This window comes from Neobacillus niacini (assembly GCF_000759675.1).
Classification (GTDB): domain Bacteria; phylum Bacillota; class Bacilli; order Bacillales; family Cytobacillaceae; genus Neobacillus; species Neobacillus niacini_A.
The window spans coordinates 1-21,083 of sequence record NZ_BAWM01000012.1; the positions used below are offsets into that span (position 1 = coordinate 1).

A 21,083-nucleotide genomic window follows, 5' to 3' on the forward strand; every position below is an offset into this window, starting at 1 on the left:
CCGAAGTTATCCCAGTCTTACAGGCAGGTTGCCCACGTGTTACTCACCCGTCCGCCGCTAACCTTTAGGAGCAAGCTCCTAAAGGTTCGCTCGACTTGCATGTATTAGGCACGCCGCCAGCGTTCGTCCTGAGCCAGGATCAAACTCTCCAAGAAAGTTGATATAGCTCATAAAAGTTACGTTGGCTTAGCTTTTATAAAAAGCTAAAAAATTGTTTGTTGACGTTCTTGTTTGTTTAGTTTTCAAAGATCAATTTCTCACCATCGCCCAAAAGCGACTTTTTAAATTTATCATCACTACAGTGTAAAGTCAACAACTTTTTTAAAAGCAATTGTTTTTACGTCAGCAGCGACGTTTATTAATATAACAACATAACACTTAAAAGTCAATCAATTATTTTAAATTAATTCCTTACTTTTTTTCATAGAGTTTATCTATCCTTTCTTCCTGCTTTTATTATCTCTTCTCATATATTTCAAACATTCATTTGGCGGGGCTACTCTTCTAAATAGGGTAAATAAAATCTTGTAACGCTCTTCCATTGCACGTTTTACTATATGGTCAATACGATCATCTTTTAAATCAAATAATATCTCATCCATCTCACGCTTTATCAGGTATTCCATTTCTTTTACTTCTTTATCATTAATGAGAAGCCCAAACATTGAATCACCCTTTAATATGTAGTTATAGTAGTCTTTTCCAATTTAATGAAATTTATAATTAAAATTTCTTAATCATATTAATTTAAAAATCCGCATAGGTATGAGACAAGGATAGCAATGGACGAGGTGGTAAATATGAATTTCTTATTTGTATTAAATAGTAAATCTGTTAAACAAATTCTTTTAGTTGTAATTGCTGCTTTTTTTACTGCATTGTTTTTATTTTTGAGTAATTTGTCATTATCTCCAGTCTTTTCAACAAAGGATGGACCTAAGGCAGTGTATCGCGGTGAAAAGGACATTGCTCTTACCTTTAATATTGGTTGGGGTGATGAAAAAGCAGAACCTATTTTGGATGCACTAAAAAAAGAGAATGTAAAAGCAGCAACCTTCTTTTTAGCTGGTTCCTGGGCCGAGCGGCACCCGGATATTGTCAGCCGGATCGTTAAGGAAGGCTTTGAAATTGGAATTCTCGGCTATGCATATGAGGATTACACAAAATTAGAAGATGTTAAGATTGGAAAAGACATCTCAAAAGCACAAGAAGCCTTTAAAAAGTTAAATATTAAAGATATAAAGCTTTTGCGTGCTCCTACCGGTCATTTTGATAAACGCTCCTTAAAAATAGCAGAGCGATATGGCTACACTGTCGTTCATTGGAGTGTGGATTCAAAGGATTGGACCAATCCTGGTGTAAATCAAATCATAGCGAATGTAAAGCAGGCTAATAAAGGAGATATCGTTCTTCTTCATGCGTCTGATTCCGCTAAACAGACTGCCAAAGCTTTGCCAGGAATTCTTCAAGATATACGAGGGAAGAGCCTGAAGCTTGTGACTGTATCAGAATTAATTGCCAATGGGGCTGTTGATTCAAAAGAAATTAATTAGCTTTTACTAAAAAAACCGTCCACTTTTATTAAATGGACGGTTTTTTGGTTGATTTTTTTTGTGCCTTTGTATTTTTATTGGTCGATCGTTTACTTTCAATTCTCTGTCTTTCCTGCTGTGATTTCAGGTTTAATTTATGAAGAACGATTAATTGATAAGCATTGCAGGCGAGTAAAGAGAACAACATAAGATAAAGCCAGCTTTGTTCATTTACACGTAAAACAGGGAACCACTCTATTACGGTAACAACGATCATAAAAAACAGGGCCGGAATAAAAGCCTCTCGATTTGTTTGTTTTGCTTTATACCACGCCGTGACTAACCCCACAAGTAAAAGAATTATGGTAAGTCCTATATAAGGAAGAATACTATCTCCTGATTTCGCAAAGGTTTCATAGCGTAAATAAACAAGGTCAAATAAAACAAATAAAATAAAAACCACTTGGACCCCATTCCAGAGGGATACTGATTTAAATATACCTAATCCAAAACGGTGGACTGTAAGGTACGCAAAATAACCCATTTGACTTATAACACTATAAAGAAAGCCCCACAAAATAAACCAAAAAAGGGCGGATAATATATTGATGATTCGAAAATCAGTAAAATAGTGCACATATTCATTCCAATTGATTATAAAACCTACAATTGCTGTTGTAATTCCGCCAATAAATAGCGTAGTCATAAACAGCCTAACCCATATACGACTTGTCACACCATTATCCTCCAATAACAAAAAATAAATTTCCATACTGATTGTATCAATCCAAATATAAAAAATCCATCTTTTCAATATCCTCACGCATAATCTAAGGCGCTTTTCTTCATCCTAAAAATTAAGGAGTCTTATGTGAAAGGAGCTTTTTAAATGAAAGGGAAAAGACTTAGCCTCCTCTTGCTCATCACCATGTTTCTGTCTAGTTGTTCTACTCCAGAAGCAAGTGGCGGTGAACAGATAGATTATGAAGCAACAAAAAAAATGGTTGTAGATATTCTTAAAACGGATGATGGAAAAAAAGCAATTCAAGAAGTAATGTCTGATGATAAGATGAAAGAATCATTAGTAATGGATCAAAAGGTTGTCTCGGATACGATTCAACAAACCCTTACTTCAGAGAATGCGACAGAGTTTTGGAAAAAAACTTTTAGTGATGCTAAGTTCGCCCAAGGTGTTGCCAAAACCATGAGAACCGAGAATGAACAACTTTTAAAGGATTTGATGAAAGATCCTGAGTATAGAGGCATGATGATTGAAGTTTTTAAGGAACCAGAAATCCAGAAGGAAATGGCAGACGCTCTAAAAAGTAAAGAATACCGGGAGCACCTTCAAACTGTCATATCCGAAACACTTGAAAGCCCACTTTTTAAAGTAAAAATGCAAGAATTACTCTTAAAGGCGGCAGAACAAAAAAGTAAAGAAGAAGGAAAAACGGAAGAAAAAGGACAATAAAGCGGCGGTCAAAGTGGCGGCGAGTCCTAAAAATTAAAAGAAAAGCCTCCTCCAAGGTATTTGGATGAGGCTTTCATTTATTCCATTATTTTTTCAAACGACTTGTCATTTTTTCTGCGATTTCTAAATAAATTTTCCCTAATTGATGGTCTTCTTGATAGATTGACGGTGCAAAATCATCATCATTCCAATCAGGCTGATTAAGAGGCAGGCGTCCAAGCACTTCTGAGTTCAAGTCTTCGGCTAATTTATCACCGCCGCCTTTTCCAAATACATATTCTTTTTCACCTGTTAGCTTACTTTCAAAGTATGCCATATTTTCAATAATCCCGAGAATTTCATGATCAGTACGCAGTGCCATCGCACCAGCACGAGCCGCTACAAATGCTGCAGTTGGATGTGGAGTTGTTACGATTACTTCTTTACAAGCAGGAAGCATCGTATGAACATCTAATGCGACATCTCCTGTTCCAGGAGGTAAGTCTAACAGTAAATACTCAATTTCTCCCCATTCTACTTCATTAAAGAAGCTATTCAGCATTTTTCCTAACATCGGACCACGCCAAATGATTGGAGAATTATCTTCTACAAAGAAGCCCATTGAAATGACTTTTACTCCAAAGCGCTCAACAGGTAATATTTTTTCACCTCTTACTACTGGCCTTTTCGTAATTCCCATCATATCCGGAACGCTGAAACCATAAATATCCGCATCAATTAACCCAACTTTTTTACCTAAACGTGCTAGGGCAACGGCAAGGTTGACAGAAACAGTTGATTTACCAACTCCGCCTTTTCCACTTGCAATCGCGATAAATGTGGTTTTATTAGAAGAAAGTAATCCTTTATCCTCCGTTTCGCTTCCAGCTTGACGGTATTCTGCTAAAACAGCTTCTGGTAAATCACTAAATCTAATTCCAACTGTTTCCGCTCCAGCTTCTTTTAGCAAATTGACGACTTGTGTTTGCAGCTGTAATTGTTCAGCCGTACCGGTTTTAGCAATCTGCAATTTCACGCTGACATGGTTCTTTTCTTCCTTAATTTTTATTTCTTCAATAGCATTTAATTCTGCTAAAGTTTTATGTAAAAATGGTTCTTTTAAACTGCCTAATACTTCACGTATATTTACTTCTGTTAACATGTAAACAAACACCTCACCTAATGAATTCGTTTCCACTTTTCAGTATACCATAACTTAAAATAGAAACAGTTAACTGAATCACAGTCAATATCATGTCAAGAAAATAAGGTGGTACCACCACCCTGCTTAATCTTCTATCTTTAATTCCTTTTCATTCGTAAAATAACGTATAACTCCTTGATAAATGGAAGCAGCTATTTTCTCCTGATAAGTTTCCTTTTTTAATTGCTCTCTTTCATTTGGATTGGACAGGAAGCCAACCTCTACCAACACTCCTGGCTTTTTAGCATTTTTTAAAATATAAACTGAATTTATCGGCTTCGCTTTTCTGGTCGTATTTTCTAAATTAACAATCAGCTCATCCTGAATGAACTTTGCCGCTTTGGCATTTTCTTTGAAATGAGAAGCATAAAAGGTTTGGGCTCCGCTCCATCTTGAAGATGGAATGGCATTTAAATGAATGCTGACAAAAAGGTCATTATCTGAGTTGTTTATCATCTTAAGCCGTTTTTTTAAGTCCTCTACTTTTCTTCTGCTGTATCCTTTAGTACCTTCATCAGCCAAATCTTTATCTGTCTCCCTGGTCATGACAACTAAGGCTCCCTGTTCCTGTAAATAATCTCTGACTTTTAATGAAATATCCAAGGCAATGTCTTTTTCTAATGTTTTGGAGTTTCCAGCTCCCCCATCTGGACCACCATGACCTGGGTCAAGTAATATAATTTTGCCAGATAGGGGAAGACTCCAAGAATCACCCCAAGTATCCTCTTTGATAAAGTCATATTGTAAAATCAGAAATAGAAGAAGTAAACCAACAGAAAAACCAATGACCTTTAATTTTTTCTTTGACACCCAAATCATTCCTTCCCGCTCGTCCCTATTCACTTTACTATATGGGACAAGGGACCTGTTTAGAACAGGAAGAAATGAGAAATTAAAGCACCAGGATTACTACTAATCCTGGTGCTCGATCTAACCCATATTATTAATGTAACCGCAACTTTCGGCGTCTTTGAGCCTTTTCATATCCTTCTTTCCACCATACGTCTATATAGCCTTCACATGAGTAATAGAGCGTTTCACTCATTGTTCCTTCTTCTCCATTACCCCAATAAAGGAGAAAATTGTACAGTGTATCAATTAAATGTTTCTCTTCTCTATAACAACGTTTTCTTACATCATCTATATTTTCACCGTAATAACCAAATTTGCTGAATTTAGCTCCTAATAAGTAGGCTTCTAACGCTACATCATAACAAGCCTCTTCTATTCCTGTATTCATAACAAAGCTAGACGCAATTCTTGATGAGCCAAAATATTGCTGCACACGTTCTTTCAATGTTTTAACTGATAAGTCCTTTAGTACGGACCGTTCATATTTTATTTGTTTATCGCGACGCTTTTCTTTAAAGGTTGTAATTACAGTCACTCGTTTTTCACCTCTTAGGACTATTCTTCATCCTATACTGCTTAGAAATACAGAGCGAGCCGTATTTTCATTTGCCAATTTTTATCCTGTCATGGATGCTCATTTTAGACATACACCGTATGACTGGAAACCATTTTTCTATTTATCCCTTTTCACTTGTTCTTGTAAGTAAAAAAGGTAAAGCACCGATTTGCTTTACCCTTCTTTGTTATTCCAAATAATTGAAAAAGTGCTTCCGTTACTGTTGCTTTCTTTTAAGATTAGATCAGCTTTTAGAGCCTTAGCGAGCATTTTGCTAAATGGCAGTCCTAGACCAAGCCCTCTCACCTTTAATTTTTTCTTTTCACCCCGAAAAAAGCGTTCAAACACATATGACTGTTCCTTCTCGGGAATTCCAGACCCAGTATCCCTTATATCGATATATTCCTCGGTAAGTACAACTGTTATCATACCATCAACATCCAAAGCCTGATAAGAGTTATTCAATAGATTAATCATAATTTGATGCAGACGGAGCGGGTCCGTATTCCGATATATAACATCTTCAGGCAGTAGTACCTTAGGATGAACAGCCTTCGTTTGCGTGACAGCCCAATGGCGGACAATGTCCTCTACCAGTTCATTCATATTGCACGTTTCCGGTCGAATAGTGAACGCACCTGCGGATAATGAATTAAAATCTAACAAATCCGCTATCATGGCTTGCAAGCGATCAATTTCTTTTAGGGTAATGTCGAGAAACTCTTGACGTTCATCTCCCGTAACAAGCCCATCTCTGACCGCTTGTACGAGGCCGCTAATGGAGGTTACTGGTGTTTTAAGATCGTGCGTTACCCCAGCCAATAGTTCAGCCCGAAGCTTTTCCATCTGAATTAGCCGGTTGGTCATTTCTTCAAACGAACTGACGAGTTCATATATTTCCTGTTCGTTTGATTCTGTATTTAAATTGAGGTCATAATTACCCTCTTTGATTTGTGTCGCTGCAAAAGCAACTTCTTGAATTGGCTTAAGAATTTTCTTTGAAAGCAGGTAAATCACCAGCCACCCTAATAATCCTAAGCCGCCTAATAAAATAATTAATAGCCGATATTCTTGATTTACATCTGATAGTTCATCAGCACTTTGCATTAACACAACCCAGCCAAGTTGATTTTCACCTTCCATAATTGGTGATTTGACTGCATACACGACACCCACACCTTCTACATCCAGTTTTTGAACGGTGTCGTTTTTTTTAAATACTTCACTTGGAATATCCATTTTGTTTGGATTCTGTGGTCCCTTTCTCCCAAGTCCCATATGACGTGGTCTTGAAAAAATCTCTTCCCCATTCAAATCAGTAATAAATAGTTCTGGCTCTTTTTCTAGTTGAAGGACTCTAGCCCTTTCTTCAAGCATTCGATTAAAAAATGGATCAACTGCCATCATTCCATTCGATTGAATCACTCGATTTGCTGTTTCAACTGCTAAATATTCCATTAAGTTTAAACGATTTTCCAAGGTGGTTTTTTGAATCCACCATAAAGAACCAGCACCTAATAGGATTAAACCAATAATAAGAGTAACAAGATATCTTGTTGTCCAATATCTCAATAATGTGGTTCGTTTTTTATTTTTCATAAACACAGAATTGATACCCCAATCCGCGATGAGTTCGAATTTCGCCTTGCGAGACAGGCCAATCTATCAATGCTTGTCGTATCCGTTTTATCGCTAAATCCACTGCACGATCACTGCCTTCATAATCCATCCCCCAGACACTTTCAATTAGGTCGTCTCGTGTAAAAGTTCTATTAGGTCTCTCTGTTAAAAAGATAAGCAAGCTGAGGTCCTTGGGTGTTAAGATAACCTCTTCTCCATTAATGGTTACGACATGTGAATTAAGATTTATTTTTAAGCTGCCAAACTGCTTACCATTCTCCGTATCAAGGACATTTGCTGAACGTCGTAGCACAGCGTGCACACGAGCAATTACTTCCTCACCAATAAATGGCTTTGTGATATAATCATCCGCTCCATGATTCAATCCCTTTAGGCGGTAATCAATATCCCCTAGGGCTGTCAGCATTATTACCGGACAGGCACTAATTTTTCGAATCTCTTCTAGAATACTCCAGCCATCCTTCCCTGGCAGCATGACGTCAAGTAACACCAGGTTTGGGGAGTTCTCATTAAAAAAACGCAACACTTCATCACCATCATAAGCTTGTACCACATGATAACCTGCGTGCTGTAAGTAAACAGCCAATACTCTCGAGATTGTCTCTTCATCCTCAACAACCAAAATGGTTTTCATTATTAAACAACCTCCCATCTCTTTAAATATAGTAGAAAAATCCTCGAAGCTATACCGAGGATTTTTACTAGTATACTTTAAAGTCCCATACTGCTCATGGTAGCCGTGCCACTAACTCCTTGTTGCGTTTCTCCGCCTTTGTGCATACCGCCGCTGTGTCCACCACCTCTATGTCCAGAACCACCCATTCCTTTACCAAACATTCCGAATATCTCATTCCCGAGTAATTCTTCTAACTTCGCAGCGTCCTTTTCTTTTATTTCACTCATTATTTCTTGTGTTGATTTATCTGTAGTAGAGATTCCAAGGTCTTTTGCTAATTTCGCTATTTTTCCCTCTTTCACTTCTTCCGCAATTTGTTGAATTGTTTTCCCGTCGATAGTTATATTATATTCCTTTGCATCTGCTTTTACCTTTGCTTTATAAACCTCTTGGGCAATTTCGTTTATTTCTTTTCCTTCGACACTTATACCAAGGTCTTTTGCTTCTTTATTAACTGCTGCGGTATATACTTCCAGAGAAAGTGTGGTTAGATCTTTACCCTCAGTGGTAATTCCTAACTCTTTTGCTTGCTTATTCAGTTCAGCTAGTCTGATTTCCTGCTTTAATGTTTCCGCATCTTTATCATCCGTTGTTACTCCTAGTTCTTTCGCTTCCTTCTGAAGCTCAGCTAAACGTATTTCCTGACGTAATGTCTGTGCATCCTTTCCATCTGTTTTAATATCTAAGGACTTAGCTTCTTCTTGCAATTTTGCTAACTGTACTTCCTGCGCAAGAGTATCAATATCTTTATCCGTTGTCTTAATACCTAAATCCTCAGCTTGCTGCTTAATGAGCGCTTCTTGAATTTCCTGTATTAAAGTTTCTGCATCCTTCCCTCTAGTTTCTATCCCTAAATCCTTGGCTTTATCTAGTAATTCTTCTGAATCCATTCCTTTATGTCCGAATCCCATCATGCCCTTAAAGCCCATCATAAAATTTCCAATCTTTGAACCTGTACTATTCGTTGTGTCATCATTTGCGAGCGTCGTGGTGGCATATCCTCCAAGTAATAACACACCTGCAACCGTTAATCCTAATACAGACTTTTTCATATATAATCCCTCCAATTTTTCTAAACATATTTAGGTACTTGTACTTGCTGAACCTTGTACTTTTACTGTAATGCCCAAATAAGTCAGGAGAATGTCAAGTGGAATTATTTTTTAAACATTAAAAAACCCTCGACCAAAATGGTTGAGAGTTTTTGCTTTTGATAATTAACGCTTAGATAACTGTGGAGAACGTCTAGAGTCTTTGCTTGAATTTTTACCGTGTTTCGGAAGTGTTATGCCTGTAAAACCATAAAATATTGTGAGCAATGGTGAAAATAAGCAAAATAATGCAAACGGAAAATATTCAGTAACAGGCACCCCTAGAACGGAAGCCAGAAATACACCACAAACACTCCATGGAACGAGAGGATTGACGACAGTTCCGGCATCTTCAAGCACCCTTGAAAGATGCTTCGGCTCCAATCCAGCTTTTTTGAAATGCTCTTTAAAGGCATTTCCAGGTAACAGGATTGATAAATATTGCTCTCCAATAATAAAATTAACAGCTACCGCAAGTCCCGCAGTTGTACTAATTAAAAAGGAAACACGGGTTAATACAACTTGCAAAAGCGATATAAGAGCCGGAATAATGCCTAGCCTGAAGAGAAGTCCTCCCATGCTTAGTGCCAGCAAAATCACTGATATGCTGAACATCATACTCTCCATTCCACCCCTTGTCAGCATCGAATCCACTTCGTTGATTCCACTTTCAGATTTGAAACCGGAATAGAGCAAATCAAACAATCCTTTGCTGTCGACTCCCCCATTCATCCAAACAGAAACCAAAATGGCTGAAAGAATGCCAGCGGAAAGCGTGGCGATTGCAGGTACTTTTTTGGCCGCCAGTATAGTTAGGATAACGAATGGCAGGAGTGAGTACCAGTGTACGAGGTTTAGATTTATTAATGCCTCTTTAAGGATGTCCATTTGTTTAATGCTTTTTTCTGTTTCGTCTGGAGATATCACCAGATAAACAATTAACGAAAAAACAAAAGCCGGAATTGTGGTCCATAACATATTTTTAATATGGTCAAATAGATCCACACCTGCAACGCTAGCAGCGAGGTTTGTCGTATCTGATAAAGGCGACATTTTATCGCCAAAGAACGCTCCAGAAACGACTGCCCCCGCAGTGATAACAGGTGATATTCCCAGTGCAGTACTTGCTCCAACAAACGCTACTCCCAATGTTGCAGCAGTTGTTAAGGAACTTCCTAAGCTAACGCCGATAATAGAAGTTACTATAAAAACAATTGCATAGTAAAATTTCCCCGAGACTAAATCGACAGCTAAATAAATAAACGTCGGAATTGTACCACTCGCCATCCAGCTGCTGATTAGCATTCCAATAAAAAAGAAAATCATGACAGAGGCTATTCCGGATTTAGCTCCATCTGCCATAGCTCCTTCAAGCTCGGTAAAGCTCACTTTCTTTACAGCACCATATACAAGCAACAGGGCGATCCCTGCAATTATTGCAATTTGCGGAACTACTTTAATGCCTATAATTAGATAACCTACAATCCCCATTAAAAGTGCAGTAATAAATGCGGCTTCGACTGGTCGAATTTCCAGAATTTTCTTTTCTTGATCCATAAAAATCTCCCCCTAAGAAGTAAAAATAAACGCAAAAAAGCCCCTTCGGCTTTAGGGACGAAGGGACTCCGCGGTACCACCCTAGTTGGCAGGAATAACTCCCCGCCCTCTTTGAAAAATATACCCGTTCAAGGCAGCTGTATTTCAAATTTATCATCGCCCGGATTTCCACCTCCCATCCGGTCTCTTTTTGCTGCTAATGACAATTCTACTAAACCTGCAGGCACAGTATTTACTTTTATACCAAAACGCTTTTAAGCACTAAAGTATTATATTTGAATAATATACTTTGCTTTTTTCAATCTGTCCACAAAAATTTTTCATGTAAAAGATATATTTTTTATGAAAGCTATTTTAGACAATAAAAAGACCCCCAACTAAAATGATTGAGAGCCTTTGAAATATTGATGAATAACCGTTTGGAACTAAGATCCTTATTTACGGAAGATGGAGAAAATCCACTCCCATTTATCTTTCGGTTTTTCAATCGCTTTTTCTAAACGTTTATTAAAGTCATTTTGTGAAAGCCACTCTTTTTTCATTTCTTCCCTAAGATCTTGTAATTCTCTTTGTAAGTACTCGCTCTTTTGTTTTTCTTGTTCCAGCATTGTTTCGTAATGGATCTTTTCCTGTTCAGATAATCTCTCAATCTTAGCTTGCGTTTTTTGCGCTGAATTTGAAATGTTAGAACTTAAGTCATGATGATCCTGCTTTAACCTGGAAACAGTAGTTTTTAGCTCAGTCATATCGTTTATTACTTGGACACTCATTTCACGTGTGGATGCGAGTTCACTGGCTAAATAGGATAATAATTCTTTTAAGTGATTGGGATCTTGCGGTAAATTGTCATACGTATCGGATATCGCAATCTCTGTTTCATTTGATCCTTTTAATCTTTCTTTTTGTTGATACGCAAGGTCTTTAGCTGTATCGTCTAGGGGCTTGTCCGTATCGCGTAACGATATAAGTGCTTCAATGTCGGATTGAACAAAGATACGCCGATCGCCCTCTTTTAAAAACTCATAGCCATTTCGCTCTAAAATTTGGCCATACTTCCGAACAGTAGGTGTTGCAATCCCGGCCTCCTCTGCCACTTCCTTTGAAGAGAAGGAGCGTTCAAACGGTTGAATATCATTTCGCATATCTGACCACCTTTTTTATACTAAATATGAAGGGTTATTGATGAATTTTCAAGAGTCATATCACCTAGCGATACAAAAAAATAGAGACGATTGCCCCCTTTCCTTAGCAATTCTATTAAATAGAACACTTTTTTATAAGTGTCTCTATCCTTCCGTAGGTTGGCCATATCGGGTAGTGCTATTACTTTTTGATGTCCAATTGAACACGATATGTCTGAATTTGCTCTCCTTTCTAGTTTAAAATACACAAGGCATATCGCCTAGCGATACGATAGAGCAAAAGTACAGCGTAGCTTCTTTCAACAAACCTCTAGTTAAAAAGACTGTTTTTATTAAAAGTGGGTCTGGTAAAACAAATGAGCATTAGCAAATCCTCCTGCAGCTTGGTCGTATCGGGTGGCGCTATAAACCCTTCAATGTCCTTTTGAACAGCAATATGGTGTGCTTGCCGCCCTATCTAGTTTGATTTCACATGTCATATCGCCCAGCGATACGATGTGTAAGAAAAGTACCGCTTAACTTTTACTTTTTTCTACTTTAATCAATCGTTTGATTAAATTAACTGCGTTCCTTGTTATATTAAGGTTTTACTCAACATGTGGAAAAAAGACTTGCCGGTATAACGGATAGTCCTAGCTGAAATACCTCCATAGATAGTGCTAACAGGAATACCACAACAGATGCGATAGACACACCGAGTTGGTAATTCTCTTTATTGTTAAATTTGACTGTTGATTTTGGCTGATTTCTGCGAGACTCCTGCGAAAACAACTTTTTTCTTAAGTGAGAGGGAAATTTGATGAAACATTTATCCTATCATTCGCTGCTACCATTGTAGTCTAAAATAGATTTGAAGCATAATTTTTTTAAAAATTATTCATTAATTTTAGATACTTGTCCATTCAATTTTTCACTTACCATCATATTTTATATTAAGTATGTGAAAGATTCTCTTGATCCTATGTTTATTTTTTTAGAATTAAATAGTAAACCAAAAGGGGAGTGTAAGGAATGGCAACTAAAAAAGAAGAGCTAGCTTCAATTACCGCAAAGCTTGAAAACAGCATTAAAGAAATAGCAGAACTTCAAACGCAAATAGCCGAAATGAGAGCAACAAATGAAAAAAACCAATCATTGATTGGGGGGTTAAGCACTCTAGTAACTGAGCAAGAAATGCAGCTACAAAAACTAAGAGAAGTAATTGGCACCAAAGAACAAATAATTACGTCATTTGCTGTAAGTCTAGAAAACAGCAAAAAGGAAATTGTAGAACTTCATAAACAAGTAGACGAATTAAAAGCAACCAATGAAAATCAAAAAACATTGATTGGAGAGTACAAAGAAAAACTTGATTCGTTAATCGGGGAATTATCACTATTAACCAACCAACAAAGTGAATCACAAGCTGAAGAAAGTTCGGAGCTGAAAGCAGAGCCGGAAGCTAAAGATGAAAATTCGGTGTTGAAAGCAGACCGCAAAGCTCAAAAGAAAAAGCTTAAAAAATTTCTGAAACAGAACCCAAATGCGAATGAAATGATTTTAGCAGAACTACTAGGGGTAGACAGTTCATTAATAATTGGGCTTCGAAAAGAATTTGATATTTGAATGATTAATTAAAGGGCCTTCTATAGCCCTTTTTATTTTATTCCCGATTATCCCTCACACAGGTTTTGTTATATCTCTTCATGACCGTCCGGTTTCCGTATATTATCATAATTCAACAAAAATAGTTTATTATTTCCCCGAAAATACAAACTTCGACTTGTTCTGTGATTTTTCTACTTTAATCAATCCATTGATTAAATTTGCTACAAAAAGAGACCTCCTAAAAAGAAGGCCCCCTTCTCACCTATTAATATAATAAATACTTCGCACGAACCTCATTAAATTGATCTAAACCAGCTTGCCATGAAGCTTTTATATCTTCAATAGATTTGCCAGCTTCAATATCAGCGCGAATCGAACCATTACCAACAAGGTTATCAAAGAAGGAGATTCCTGCTGCATTTGGCGCTCTAAACTGGAATTCGTTTGGATACATATCATGGATTGTTTTTACAATATATAATCCTGTTTCAAACGGCTTATAGGCGTTTCGGTCTGTGACATGAATTTGAATACCATGGCTTAACACATTCGCATGTTTCGAGAAAGTCGGTATAAACGAAGCAGCTCGGAATGTGACACCAGGTAAATTGTAAGAGTTTAGCTTGGACGCCAGGTTGTCACTATTAATGAACGGTGCTCCAATCAATTCAAATGGCTTTGTTGTTCCTCGTCCCTCGGAAACATTGGTTCCTTCAATGAGGGCAGCCCCTGGGTAGACAACCGCAGTTTCCAATGTTGGCATGTTTGGTGACGGAAGGACCCATTCTAATGGCGTTTCATCGTAATACATGTTCCGCTTCCAGCCTTCCATTTCCACAACTGTTAAATCTGCTCCAATTCCAAATTCGCTATTGAAAAGCTTAGCTAACTCCCCAACGGTCATCCCGTGGCGAACAGGAATCGGATACTCACCGATGAACGAAGAGTACTTATCCTCGAGCACAGGTCCTTCAACTTTTGTCCCGCTGATTGGATTTGGACGGTCAAGAACGATAATTGGAATATTGTTCTCTTTTGCTGCTTCCATCGCTAGGGCCATGGTGTAAATATAGGTGTAAAATCGTGCCCCCACATCTTGGATATCAAATAACAATACATCGACATTGCTTAGCATTTCAGGTGTTGGCTTTTTTGTCTTTCCGTATAGGCTGTAAACAGGAAGTCCTGTTTTTTCATCCGTATATTGTTCGACATATTGACCAGCTTGTGCACTTCCACGAACACCGTGCTCAGGTCCGTAAAGAGCAGTCAGGTTTACTTCGGGGTTGTTGAAAAGTAAGTCTACGATACTCGCAACGTTCTGATCAACTCCGGTTGGATTGGTGATCAAACCTACGCGTTTATCTTTAATTAAATCAATTTCATCCTGCAACAAAACCTCGATGCCCAAACGGAACTTTTTATTCTTTTTCTCTTTATCGTTCTTAGCCATCGCCGCAGAAACAGTAGACAGTAGTAGAACTAGAACCAACAAACCTGTTAACAACTTTTTCAAAAGTACCCCTCCTCATTTAAATCTATCTATCTTAGGGAAAATAGCCGAAACTCTCAGAGTTAAAACTAAATTCCCTTTAATAAATCCCCTACTTAGTATCCTATACCGTGGTCAAAACTGTATAAAACACTACCATCATGGTTGTAAATCGTAACTGGTAGTTTTCCAGTTGGATTGTTTTTACCAAAAATGGTGTTTGCTGCTGCTTCAAAGCTTGCTGGTCTGAATCCATATTGAACAAGATAGGCATCTACATCTGTATAGGACATAATGTCATACGGATTTCTAGCTCCAACTGCAATGACAGGTACACCAGTCTCGATGAGTTGTCTTGTCATCACCATTTGGCTAGCGTCTTGAGCCCTGCCCCCAACACTAGAGGTATAGGTTCCGACAATAATGTATTTCGCATCCTGCACTTGTGCTAATTGTGTAGCATTAAGTGAACCTGATGCATTGATATAAATTGCACTAGGATGGTGTTTTTGGACCTCAGCTGTAAGGAGATTAATGGAGAATCCAGATCCACCAACCACAACAATCTTATCTTCAGGAGAAACATTAAGTGGAAGCACAGCTTCATTTTTTACTAGCGTAATGGATTTAGCTGCTGCTTCTTTTTCAATCGCTTTATGTTCAGGTGAGCCTACTACTTGAAGTGCATTTGCCACCTTCTCATCAAGGCTCTTTTCTACCTCCGCCTTAACGATACCGCGATTTAATTTCAAGGTTAAAATTCGCTCAACTGACTGCTCAAGTCTATCTTCTGAAATTTTCCCAGAATTTACAGAATCGTAGAGGCCCTTTGCCACTTCCTGAATGCCAACAGGCATTAAGAGAACGTCTGCACCTGCATCTACAGCACGGATAGCCGCATCAACGGATCCAAAATGCTCCGCGATCGCTGCCATGTTCATCGCATCTGTAAAAATGACTCCTTTAAAGCCCATATCTTCGCGAATTAGACCAGTTAATATCTCTTTGGAAAGCGTACCTGGTAAAGCAACTTCACCTACTCCTGGTTTCTTAGAGATTACTTTTGTATCATCAATTTTCGGGAAGGTCACATGTGCTGACATAATGGCATCAATACCAGCATCCATTGCCTGCTGGAAAGGATATAATTCTACTTTCTTCAAACGATCAAGATCATGAGGTACCGCTGGAAGTCCTACATGGGAATCAACCGCAGTATCTCCATGACCTGGAAAATGCTTAGCTGTTGCCGCAGTGCCCGTTTCATGGAGCCCTTTAATATAGGCATTTCCCAATTTCCCAACTAACTCAGGGTCCTCGCTAAAAGAACGAACACCTATCACCGGATTATCAGGATTATTGTTAACATCCAGCACTGGTCCAAAATTCATGTTGATCCCAAGTGCGTTTAGCTCTTCACCAATTGTCCTGCCGACTTTTTCAGCTAGCTCTTCAGATCTAGTCGCACCTAACGCCATATTCCCTGGCATATCGGTACCAGTTTGCAGACGTGTAACAATTCCGCCTTCCTGGTCTATCGAAATCATTAGGCCGTACTTTTCCGCAGCTTCTTGATAGGCACTAACGAGCTTAGTTGTTTGATCAGCTGTCACCGTATTTTCGCGGAATAAAATCACACCGCCAAGATGATAATCCTTAACAAGCTGGGCAATTTCCGCATTCATTTCTGTTACATTTTTGCCATTCCAATTTCTAAAATCAGGCATCAGCATTTGCCCGACCTTTTCTTCCATCGTCATATGCTCGATAGCATTGCCGATAAGGTCATAGCGAGTGCCTTTTTCTTTTTCAACAAAGATTTTGTCTTGATTTCCCTTGAATTGAATCGAAATTCTATCGCTATTGCTGCCATCGCTTACAGAGATAAATGTTGTACCATTGTGACCAGATAAAGTTACTTCTCCATCTTTAGATACAGAGGCAACATTTTTATTAGATGATTGCCATTTTAAGTTCTCAGACGCCAGCATAAAGCGGCCATCCTCATAAACATGAAGTGCATTTAAATCAAGCTTGCTATCCTTTACTTCCCTTGTAACCTGTGGAACATTGAGGTCAATCACTAAATCCTCGATTCCCGTAGCAGCAGTTGCCCCCGCAAGTGGGATTCCCGTTAATAATAGTGCAAATGCCAGAAACGAGGTGATAAATGTCTTTAAAAATTTTCGCATGTTGTTTCTCCTCCTCTAACTTTTAATAATCTCTTAGTTCCCATTCATTATTTGTAAAAGAAAGTTTTGTTCCAGAATCCAGTTTTGGATTCTGAATGTACCAGCCGCGGGAATTTGTAGAACCATCAGTTTGATAGACAAATCGCAATTTCGTCGCATCACTAGGTATAGCCAATTCCTTCTTTTCCCAGCCATTACTTGTGCCTGTTAATAGGGCAAGTTGATGCCAACTGCCATCTCTAAAAATCTCTACTGACCCGATATCCCAGACATTCTCAATCATATGCCATGTGGAGAAGGTGAGTTTGGTATCCTTAGATAATTGAAGATCAGTTTCCATTACTCGGTTTAGCTTGTCACCGTAACCTGCAAACCAAGCATCACTCTTACCAGGAATTGAGACAGGAATCGAATCCGCTACATTTCTAGCAAATAAGCGACGGGTTTGATTCATTGACCCCATATTTCTTGACGGATGGACACGGTTGGTCAGTAAAATCGCCACTGTTTTATTGTTCGGGCTTACTACAATTGAAGTTCCTGTATACCCCGTATGGCCGAAAGAGTATGTACCTTCTGATAAAGCATCCATATACCATCCCTGACCTAATTCCCAGCCAAGTCCATGGTCATTACCAGGGAATGCTGCGTTCTGATTTTGCAGCAGCAACTGTACCGTTTCCGGTTTCAAAATTCTTTTACTGCCATACTTGCCTTCATTAATAAAAATATGTGCAAGCTTTGCTAGGTCATTTGCGGTTGAAAATACACCGGCGTGTCCAGCAACCCCATCCAATGACCATGCATTCTCATCATGAACTTCTCCCCACACCAGACCGCGATTTGGTATGGCCTGGTATTCAGTTGCAGCAATGCGGTGTTTCAAAGAAGCTGGCGGATTGTACATCGTATCTTTCATCCCTAAAGGTTCTGTGATGTGCTCCCGGACAAATTCATCCTGGCGCTGACCGGATAACCTCTCAATTAACATACCTAATGTAATCATATTTAAATCACTGTAGGTGTAAGTGGTACCTGGGTCGTTTTTTAACTGTTGGTTTAACACCAACTTCAGCCGGTCTTCTCTTGAAGTCCCCTGAGCATATAAAGGAATCCAAGCGGTGAACCCAGAAGTGTGGGTTAACAACTGATGAATCTTTACGTTTTCTTTCCCGTTTGCAGCAAATTCTGGAATATGTTTTGCCACCGGATCATCAAGATTGAATAATCCCTTTTCAAAAAGAATCATTACGGCCGTAGCAGTGAAAATCTTGCTGATCGACGCTAAATCAAAAATCGTGTCGTTTTCCATCGGAATGGGATTTTCCATTTCGGTAAACTTACCATCAGTGTATTGAGCTGAATAGCCATAAGCGTCATGTTTCACAATTTTCCCTGCTCTCGCTACAAATGTAACAGCGCCTGGCATTAATTTTTGTGAAATTGCTTGGTTCATAATTTGATCGATTTGTTGGAGTGGAGCTTCCACCATTCCGGCACCTCGTGCAGAGCTTGGGTGAAGTACGCTAGAATTAGGAATGACAGTCGAATTCCATGTAAAGACAGGGTGTGGTTTCTTAGATGGGAATGTGAGTTTTCCTTCCTTTTCAATCGTTGGAGCATTTGGAAGGTCATTGTTGGCAAATACGGTTGATGTGCCTAGTAGCATGGTACAAACTGCTGTAATCATAAACGTTTTTCTTTTCATACGTCCTCCTTTATACAATTGAATGAATTGTAGGCGGGATCTCCCCCTATGTATACCAATAAACTGGCAACGCTTACAACTTATAGTAAAAGCATATAGGTAATGGTATGCAGTCGTCTATACCACTTAAGTCCTGTCATCCGTGTTTATGCAGGTATAAAGGATTATGTCATTAGCATTATTTTTTAAAATTTCTGATAAAAATGTGAAATTTTATTTCACAATTCACGTTTTTAGACGTCAAATTTCCTGCACCTGCATTATTATTTGCTATTTTTTCACGATTTTTATCCGCATTCTTTAATTTTTTTCTTTTAGAAACATATATAAGACCCCCGAACCAATTGGTTGAGAGCCTTTGAGGGTTTGAAAATTAACGTTAACGCTTTGAGAAAAGAGAAGCACGACGAGCGCCTTTAAGACCGTATTTCTTACGTTCTTTCATTTCTCCATATTAAATGAAAAGACATGAAATAAAGAAATCCTTGTTACATCAAGGTTTAGGCAGCTTTTATTAAATATGGATGTAATCACTTATCTTCTTTTGACTAAAAAAATAAAACACCTTTATTAATGTCGATTTCTTTTTTCAGTCCATTTAATTCGGAGTTAGTATACAACTCATGGATGGCCTCATAGGCTTCTTCACCAGATAAATGCCGAGGCTGGAACTTAATTATTTTATTATTAGTATGGATCGGCCAAATTTCAGCCCTTGTTAATCCACTTTCGTTAACGTGTAAAGTTATTGGAAACCCATAGGTAAGGGGGGATCGACCAGGAGTATTGAAAATAAAGTTTCCGACACTAAAAAAAACGGGGACTCCATCCAACATGCTTATTGTTTGATATTGGTGTGATCCATGTCCGACAATAATATCCGCTCCGGCTTTCACAATCATTTTTGCCTGTAATAATTGCTCTTCTGATACGGGTTCATAATTCTTTCCCCAATGGATGGACACGACAATAGTGTTTATCCCTATTTTTCTTAAGGCTTTGATATCATTGGATACTTCTTTTTTAGACAAAGCAGCTATACCACTATGAACATTAGACGCGAAATGTTGATATTTCTCCTGATATCTTTTCCTAAAGCTCATGTAATTTAAAATTGCGACTTTAATATTTCCTTTTCTAATAACGAGTGCTTTCCTTGCTTCTTTTTTATTTTTTCCGGCACCAAGCGGGATCATTGAGTTTTTTTTCAAATACATAATGGTTTCCAATAAACCATCATGTCCGTAATCGGTGGAATGATTATTTGCCAAAAAAAATATGTTGAACGCCTTTTGTTTAAATACATCAAGCACTAAAGGGGACATGTTATATATATAATCTTTTTCCGCCTCAATTTTTTTGGCAATTTGGCTGATAGGTGCTTCAAGGTTAAGTGTCCGTACATCCGCTGATTTGTATATTTGATCAAGGTATTTAAAAGGATAGATATAACCATTTCTGTTCAATATTTTTTGTGCAGCATCACCTAACAAAGTATCTCCGCCAAAAAAGATACTCAGCTCCTTCGTGGGATCATCAGAAACTTCGTATGTCAAAGGTTTTATTATAGTCAATAGCTATCCCCTCTTAAAATTATTATATAGTAAGATTGAAAGATGTATTGATCCAATCGTGTTAGTCCTACTTTTCATAGCTTATGAGAAGTAGCATCATTTAGTTCTTTAAAGATGAATATCGGCGTTTTAAAACATTCAATAGCCTCGTCAGACCTAAAAACTCCTGAACCAATAAAGAAATCACAAGCACCCTTACATAGAAGCATAATTGGGATTGTATTAAAATTTGTATTCATCCGTAATGGAGACTTAAAATCCATACATTGTATATTGCGATCCTCTTTTGTGAAGGATTGAGCTTTTGCAATTTCCTTTAACGCCTTACAAATGCACTGGACAGAATTGTGGTCCAGCCCATTTGTTTAAAACTCAGCGTTTAACATGTACAACTATTGACAAACTGCATTAAATATAAAAGTAAGGACAAACCATCTTATCATATTAAAGGAGTGAATTATATGTGCGGAAGTCAAGGGAACGACTGTTGTTGTTGTCCAGATGCAATGATTTTTACAGAAAAAATTTGTGGTGATTTTGCGAGTATTAATCAAGTAGTGTGGTCAGCACCTGAAGTCAATGACTATATTCAAGGCACTTTTGAGGTTTTTAATGCAGGGAGTGGGAGAGTAGATTTCTCCGTCAATTTCCCAACCATTCCTGTTATTGAAAATGTTCCACCTAGGACAAGTCAAAGCATATCAGTTAATAATCCGGAAACATTTATTATTCAAACTATTTTTAATGACGTGTTTAGCGGAACAACTGGGAAATGGTGTATCACGCTATACAAACGAGTATTTGCATAAAAAATTTAATAAAAGGAGAA

Annotated in this window: 20 protein-coding genes and 1 rRNA gene; 4 read left to right on the top strand and 17 right to left on the bottom strand. The window is 38.1% G+C overall.

What is annotated here, in order from left to right:
* A 16S ribosomal RNA gene (locus TR08_RS05610) occupies positions 1 to 155 on the bottom strand; the annotation flags it as partial.
* Between the two features lie 279 nt (positions 156 to 434).
* Positions 435 to 665 (bottom strand): hypothetical protein, encoded by a 231-nt coding sequence (locus TR08_RS05615; RefSeq protein ID WP_045516468.1) that lies wholly within the window; start codon positions 663 to 665, stop codon positions 435 to 437.
* Positions 666 to 800: 135 nt separating this feature from the next.
* Here TR08_RS05615 and pdaB point away from each other — a divergent pair, with 135 nt between their 5' ends.
* The gene (gene pdaB, locus TR08_RS05620; RefSeq protein ID WP_045516470.1) at positions 801 to 1,553 is read left to right on the top strand and encodes a polysaccharide deacetylase family sporulation protein PdaB; all 753 of its coding nucleotides are present in this window, start codon (positions 801 to 803) and stop codon (positions 1,551 to 1,553) included.
* 28 nt (positions 1,554 to 1,581) lie between these two features.
* Here the strand turns inward: pdaB and TR08_RS05625 are convergent, their stop codons facing one another.
* Positions 1,582 to 2,268, bottom strand: a complete 687-nt coding sequence (locus tag TR08_RS05625; protein ID WP_045516592.1) for a KinB-signaling pathway activation protein — start codon at positions 2,266 to 2,268, stop codon at positions 1,582 to 1,584.
* 153 nt (positions 2,269 to 2,421) lie between these two features.
* Between TR08_RS05625 and gerD the strand changes: the two genes are divergently transcribed.
* On the top strand, positions 2,422 to 3,003 hold the full coding sequence (gene gerD / locus TR08_RS05630; protein WP_045516472.1) for a spore germination lipoprotein GerD: 582 nt from the start codon (positions 2,422 to 2,424) through the stop codon (positions 3,001 to 3,003).
* A gap of 85 nt (positions 3,004 to 3,088) precedes the next feature.
* Here the strand turns inward: gerD and TR08_RS05635 are convergent, their stop codons facing one another.
* From TR08_RS05635 to TR08_RS05670, 8 genes are all read right to left on the bottom strand, one after another.
* Entirely contained in the window at positions 3,089 to 4,144 is a 1,056-nt protein-coding gene (locus tag TR08_RS05635) for an Mrp/NBP35 family ATP-binding protein (RefSeq protein WP_045516474.1), read from the bottom strand.
* A gap of 126 nt (positions 4,145 to 4,270) precedes the next feature.
* On the bottom strand, positions 4,271 to 4,996 hold the full coding sequence (gene cwlD / locus TR08_RS05640; protein WP_274520995.1) for an N-acetylmuramoyl-L-alanine amidase CwlD: 726 nt from the start codon (positions 4,994 to 4,996) through the stop codon (positions 4,271 to 4,273).
* Between the two features lie 133 nt (positions 4,997 to 5,129).
* Positions 5,130 to 5,573 (bottom strand): YbaK family protein, encoded by a 444-nt coding sequence (locus TR08_RS05645; protein WP_045516477.1) that lies wholly within the window; start codon positions 5,571 to 5,573, stop codon positions 5,130 to 5,132.
* Between the two features lie 195 nt (positions 5,574 to 5,768).
* Positions 5,769 to 7,193 (bottom strand): sensor histidine kinase, encoded by a 1,425-nt coding sequence (locus tag TR08_RS05650; protein ID WP_238579090.1) that lies wholly within the window; start codon positions 7,191 to 7,193, stop codon positions 5,769 to 5,771.
* Positions 7,183 to 7,869, bottom strand: a complete 687-nt coding sequence (locus TR08_RS05655) for a response regulator transcription factor (protein WP_045516479.1) — start codon at positions 7,867 to 7,869, stop codon at positions 7,183 to 7,185. The genes TR08_RS05650 and TR08_RS05655 overlap by 11 nt, the downstream gene beginning before the upstream one ends.
* A gap of 77 nt (positions 7,870 to 7,946) precedes the next feature.
* Entirely contained in the window at positions 7,947 to 8,963 is a 1,017-nt protein-coding gene (locus tag TR08_RS05660; RefSeq protein WP_045516481.1) for a hypothetical protein, read from the bottom strand.
* A gap of 165 nt (positions 8,964 to 9,128) precedes the next feature.
* Positions 9,129 to 10,559, bottom strand: a complete 1,431-nt coding sequence (nhaC, locus tag TR08_RS05665; RefSeq protein ID WP_045516482.1) for a Na+/H+ antiporter NhaC — start codon at positions 10,557 to 10,559, stop codon at positions 9,129 to 9,131.
* 434 nt (positions 10,560 to 10,993) lie between these two features.
* Positions 10,994 to 11,701, bottom strand: a complete 708-nt coding sequence (locus TR08_RS05670) for a hypothetical protein (protein WP_045516483.1) — start codon at positions 11,699 to 11,701, stop codon at positions 10,994 to 10,996.
* A 1,011-nt stretch (positions 11,702 to 12,712) separates the two neighbouring features.
* Here TR08_RS05670 and TR08_RS05680 point away from each other — a divergent pair.
* A complete protein-coding gene (locus TR08_RS05680) occupies positions 12,713 to 13,306 on the top strand; it encodes a hypothetical protein (RefSeq protein ID WP_045516486.1) in 594 nt (197 codons plus the stop codon).
* A 247-nt stretch (positions 13,307 to 13,553) separates the two neighbouring features.
* Here TR08_RS05680 and TR08_RS05685 read toward each other — a convergent pair whose 3' ends face one another.
* The 6 genes from TR08_RS05685 to TR08_RS33865 form a co-directional block, all read right to left on the bottom strand.
* Positions 13,554 to 14,804, bottom strand: a complete 1,251-nt coding sequence (locus tag TR08_RS05685) for an exo-beta-N-acetylmuramidase NamZ family protein (RefSeq protein ID WP_045516487.1) — start codon at positions 14,802 to 14,804, stop codon at positions 13,554 to 13,556.
* A gap of 92 nt (positions 14,805 to 14,896) precedes the next feature.
* Positions 14,897 to 16,972 (bottom strand): beta-N-acetylhexosaminidase, encoded by a 2,076-nt coding sequence (gene nagZ / locus TR08_RS05690; RefSeq protein ID WP_045516488.1) that lies wholly within the window; start codon positions 16,970 to 16,972, stop codon positions 14,897 to 14,899.
* 22 nt (positions 16,973 to 16,994) lie between these two features.
* Positions 16,995 to 18,680 (bottom strand): serine hydrolase domain-containing protein, encoded by a 1,686-nt coding sequence (locus tag TR08_RS05695; RefSeq protein WP_045516490.1) that lies wholly within the window; start codon positions 18,678 to 18,680, stop codon positions 16,995 to 16,997.
* 379 nt (positions 18,681 to 19,059) lie between these two features.
* Complete coding sequence (gene rpsI / locus TR08_RS33860; protein ID WP_152597344.1) at positions 19,060 to 19,125, bottom strand: 30S ribosomal protein S9; 66 nt, start codon at positions 19,123 to 19,125, stop codon at positions 19,060 to 19,062.
* A 103-nt stretch (positions 19,126 to 19,228) separates the two neighbouring features.
* On the bottom strand, positions 19,229 to 20,254 hold the full coding sequence (locus TR08_RS05700) for a CapA family protein (RefSeq protein ID WP_045516491.1): 1,026 nt from the start codon (positions 20,252 to 20,254) through the stop codon (positions 19,229 to 19,231).
* Between the two features lie 74 nt (positions 20,255 to 20,328).
* Positions 20,329 to 20,610 carry a CotY/CotZ family spore coat protein gene (locus tag TR08_RS33865; RefSeq protein WP_081954365.1) on the bottom strand — a complete coding sequence of 94 codons (282 nt, stop codon included), beginning with the start codon at positions 20,608 to 20,610 and terminating at the stop codon, positions 20,329 to 20,331.
* A 105-nt stretch (positions 20,611 to 20,715) separates the two neighbouring features.
* Here TR08_RS33865 and TR08_RS05710 point away from each other — a divergent pair, with 105 nt between their 5' ends.
* Positions 20,716 to 21,063: an S-Ena type endospore appendage gene (locus TR08_RS05710; RefSeq protein WP_045516495.1), complete on the top strand. Its 348-nt coding sequence runs from the start codon at positions 20,716 to 20,718 to the stop codon at positions 21,061 to 21,063.
* Positions 21,064 to 21,083 lie beyond the last annotated feature (20 nt).

What these genes read in the sequence shown, in the direction of transcription:
- TR08_RS05660 (WP_045516481.1), bottom strand. Translation starts at nt 8,963, where the DNA reads ATGAAAAAGTCTGTATTAGGATTAACGGTTGCAGGTGTGTTATTACTT.
- TR08_RS05615 (WP_045516468.1), bottom strand. Translation starts at nt 665, where the DNA reads ATGTTTGGGCTTCTCATTAATGATAAAGAAGTAAAAGAAATGGAATAC.
- TR08_RS05650 (WP_238579090.1), bottom strand. Translation starts at nt 7,193, where the DNA reads ATGAAAAATAAAAAACGAACCACATTATTGAGATATTGGACAACAAGA.
- TR08_RS05655 (WP_045516479.1), bottom strand. Translation starts at nt 7,869, where the DNA reads ATGAAAACCATTTTGGTTGTTGAGGATGAAGAGACAATCTCGAGAGTA.
- gerD (WP_045516472.1), top strand. Translation starts at nt 2,422, where the DNA reads ATGAAAGGGAAAAGACTTAGCCTCCTCTTGCTCATCACCATGTTTCTG.
- TR08_RS05680 (WP_045516486.1), top strand. Translation starts at nt 12,713, where the DNA reads ATGGCAACTAAAAAAGAAGAGCTAGCTTCAATTACCGCAAAGCTTGAA.
- nagZ (WP_045516488.1), bottom strand. Translation starts at nt 16,972, where the DNA reads ATGCGAAAATTTTTAAAGACATTTATCACCTCGTTTCTGGCATTTGCA.
- nhaC (WP_045516482.1), bottom strand. Translation starts at nt 10,559, where the DNA reads ATGGATCAAGAAAAGAAAATTCTGGAAATTCGACCAGTCGAAGCCGCA.
- TR08_RS05635 (WP_045516474.1), bottom strand. Translation starts at nt 4,144, where the DNA reads ATGTTAACAGAAGTAAATATACGTGAAGTATTAGGCAGTTTAAAAGAA.
- TR08_RS05695 (WP_045516490.1), bottom strand. Translation starts at nt 18,680, where the DNA reads ATGAAAAGAAAAACGTTTATGATTACAGCAGTTTGTACCATGCTACTA.
- TR08_RS05710 (WP_045516495.1), top strand. Translation starts at nt 20,716, where the DNA reads ATGTGCGGAAGTCAAGGGAACGACTGTTGTTGTTGTCCAGATGCAATG.
- TR08_RS05670 (WP_045516483.1), bottom strand. Translation starts at nt 11,701, where the DNA reads ATGCGAAATGATATTCAACCGTTTGAACGCTCCTTCTCTTCAAAGGAA.
- pdaB (WP_045516470.1), top strand. Translation starts at nt 801, where the DNA reads ATGAATTTCTTATTTGTATTAAATAGTAAATCTGTTAAACAAATTCTT.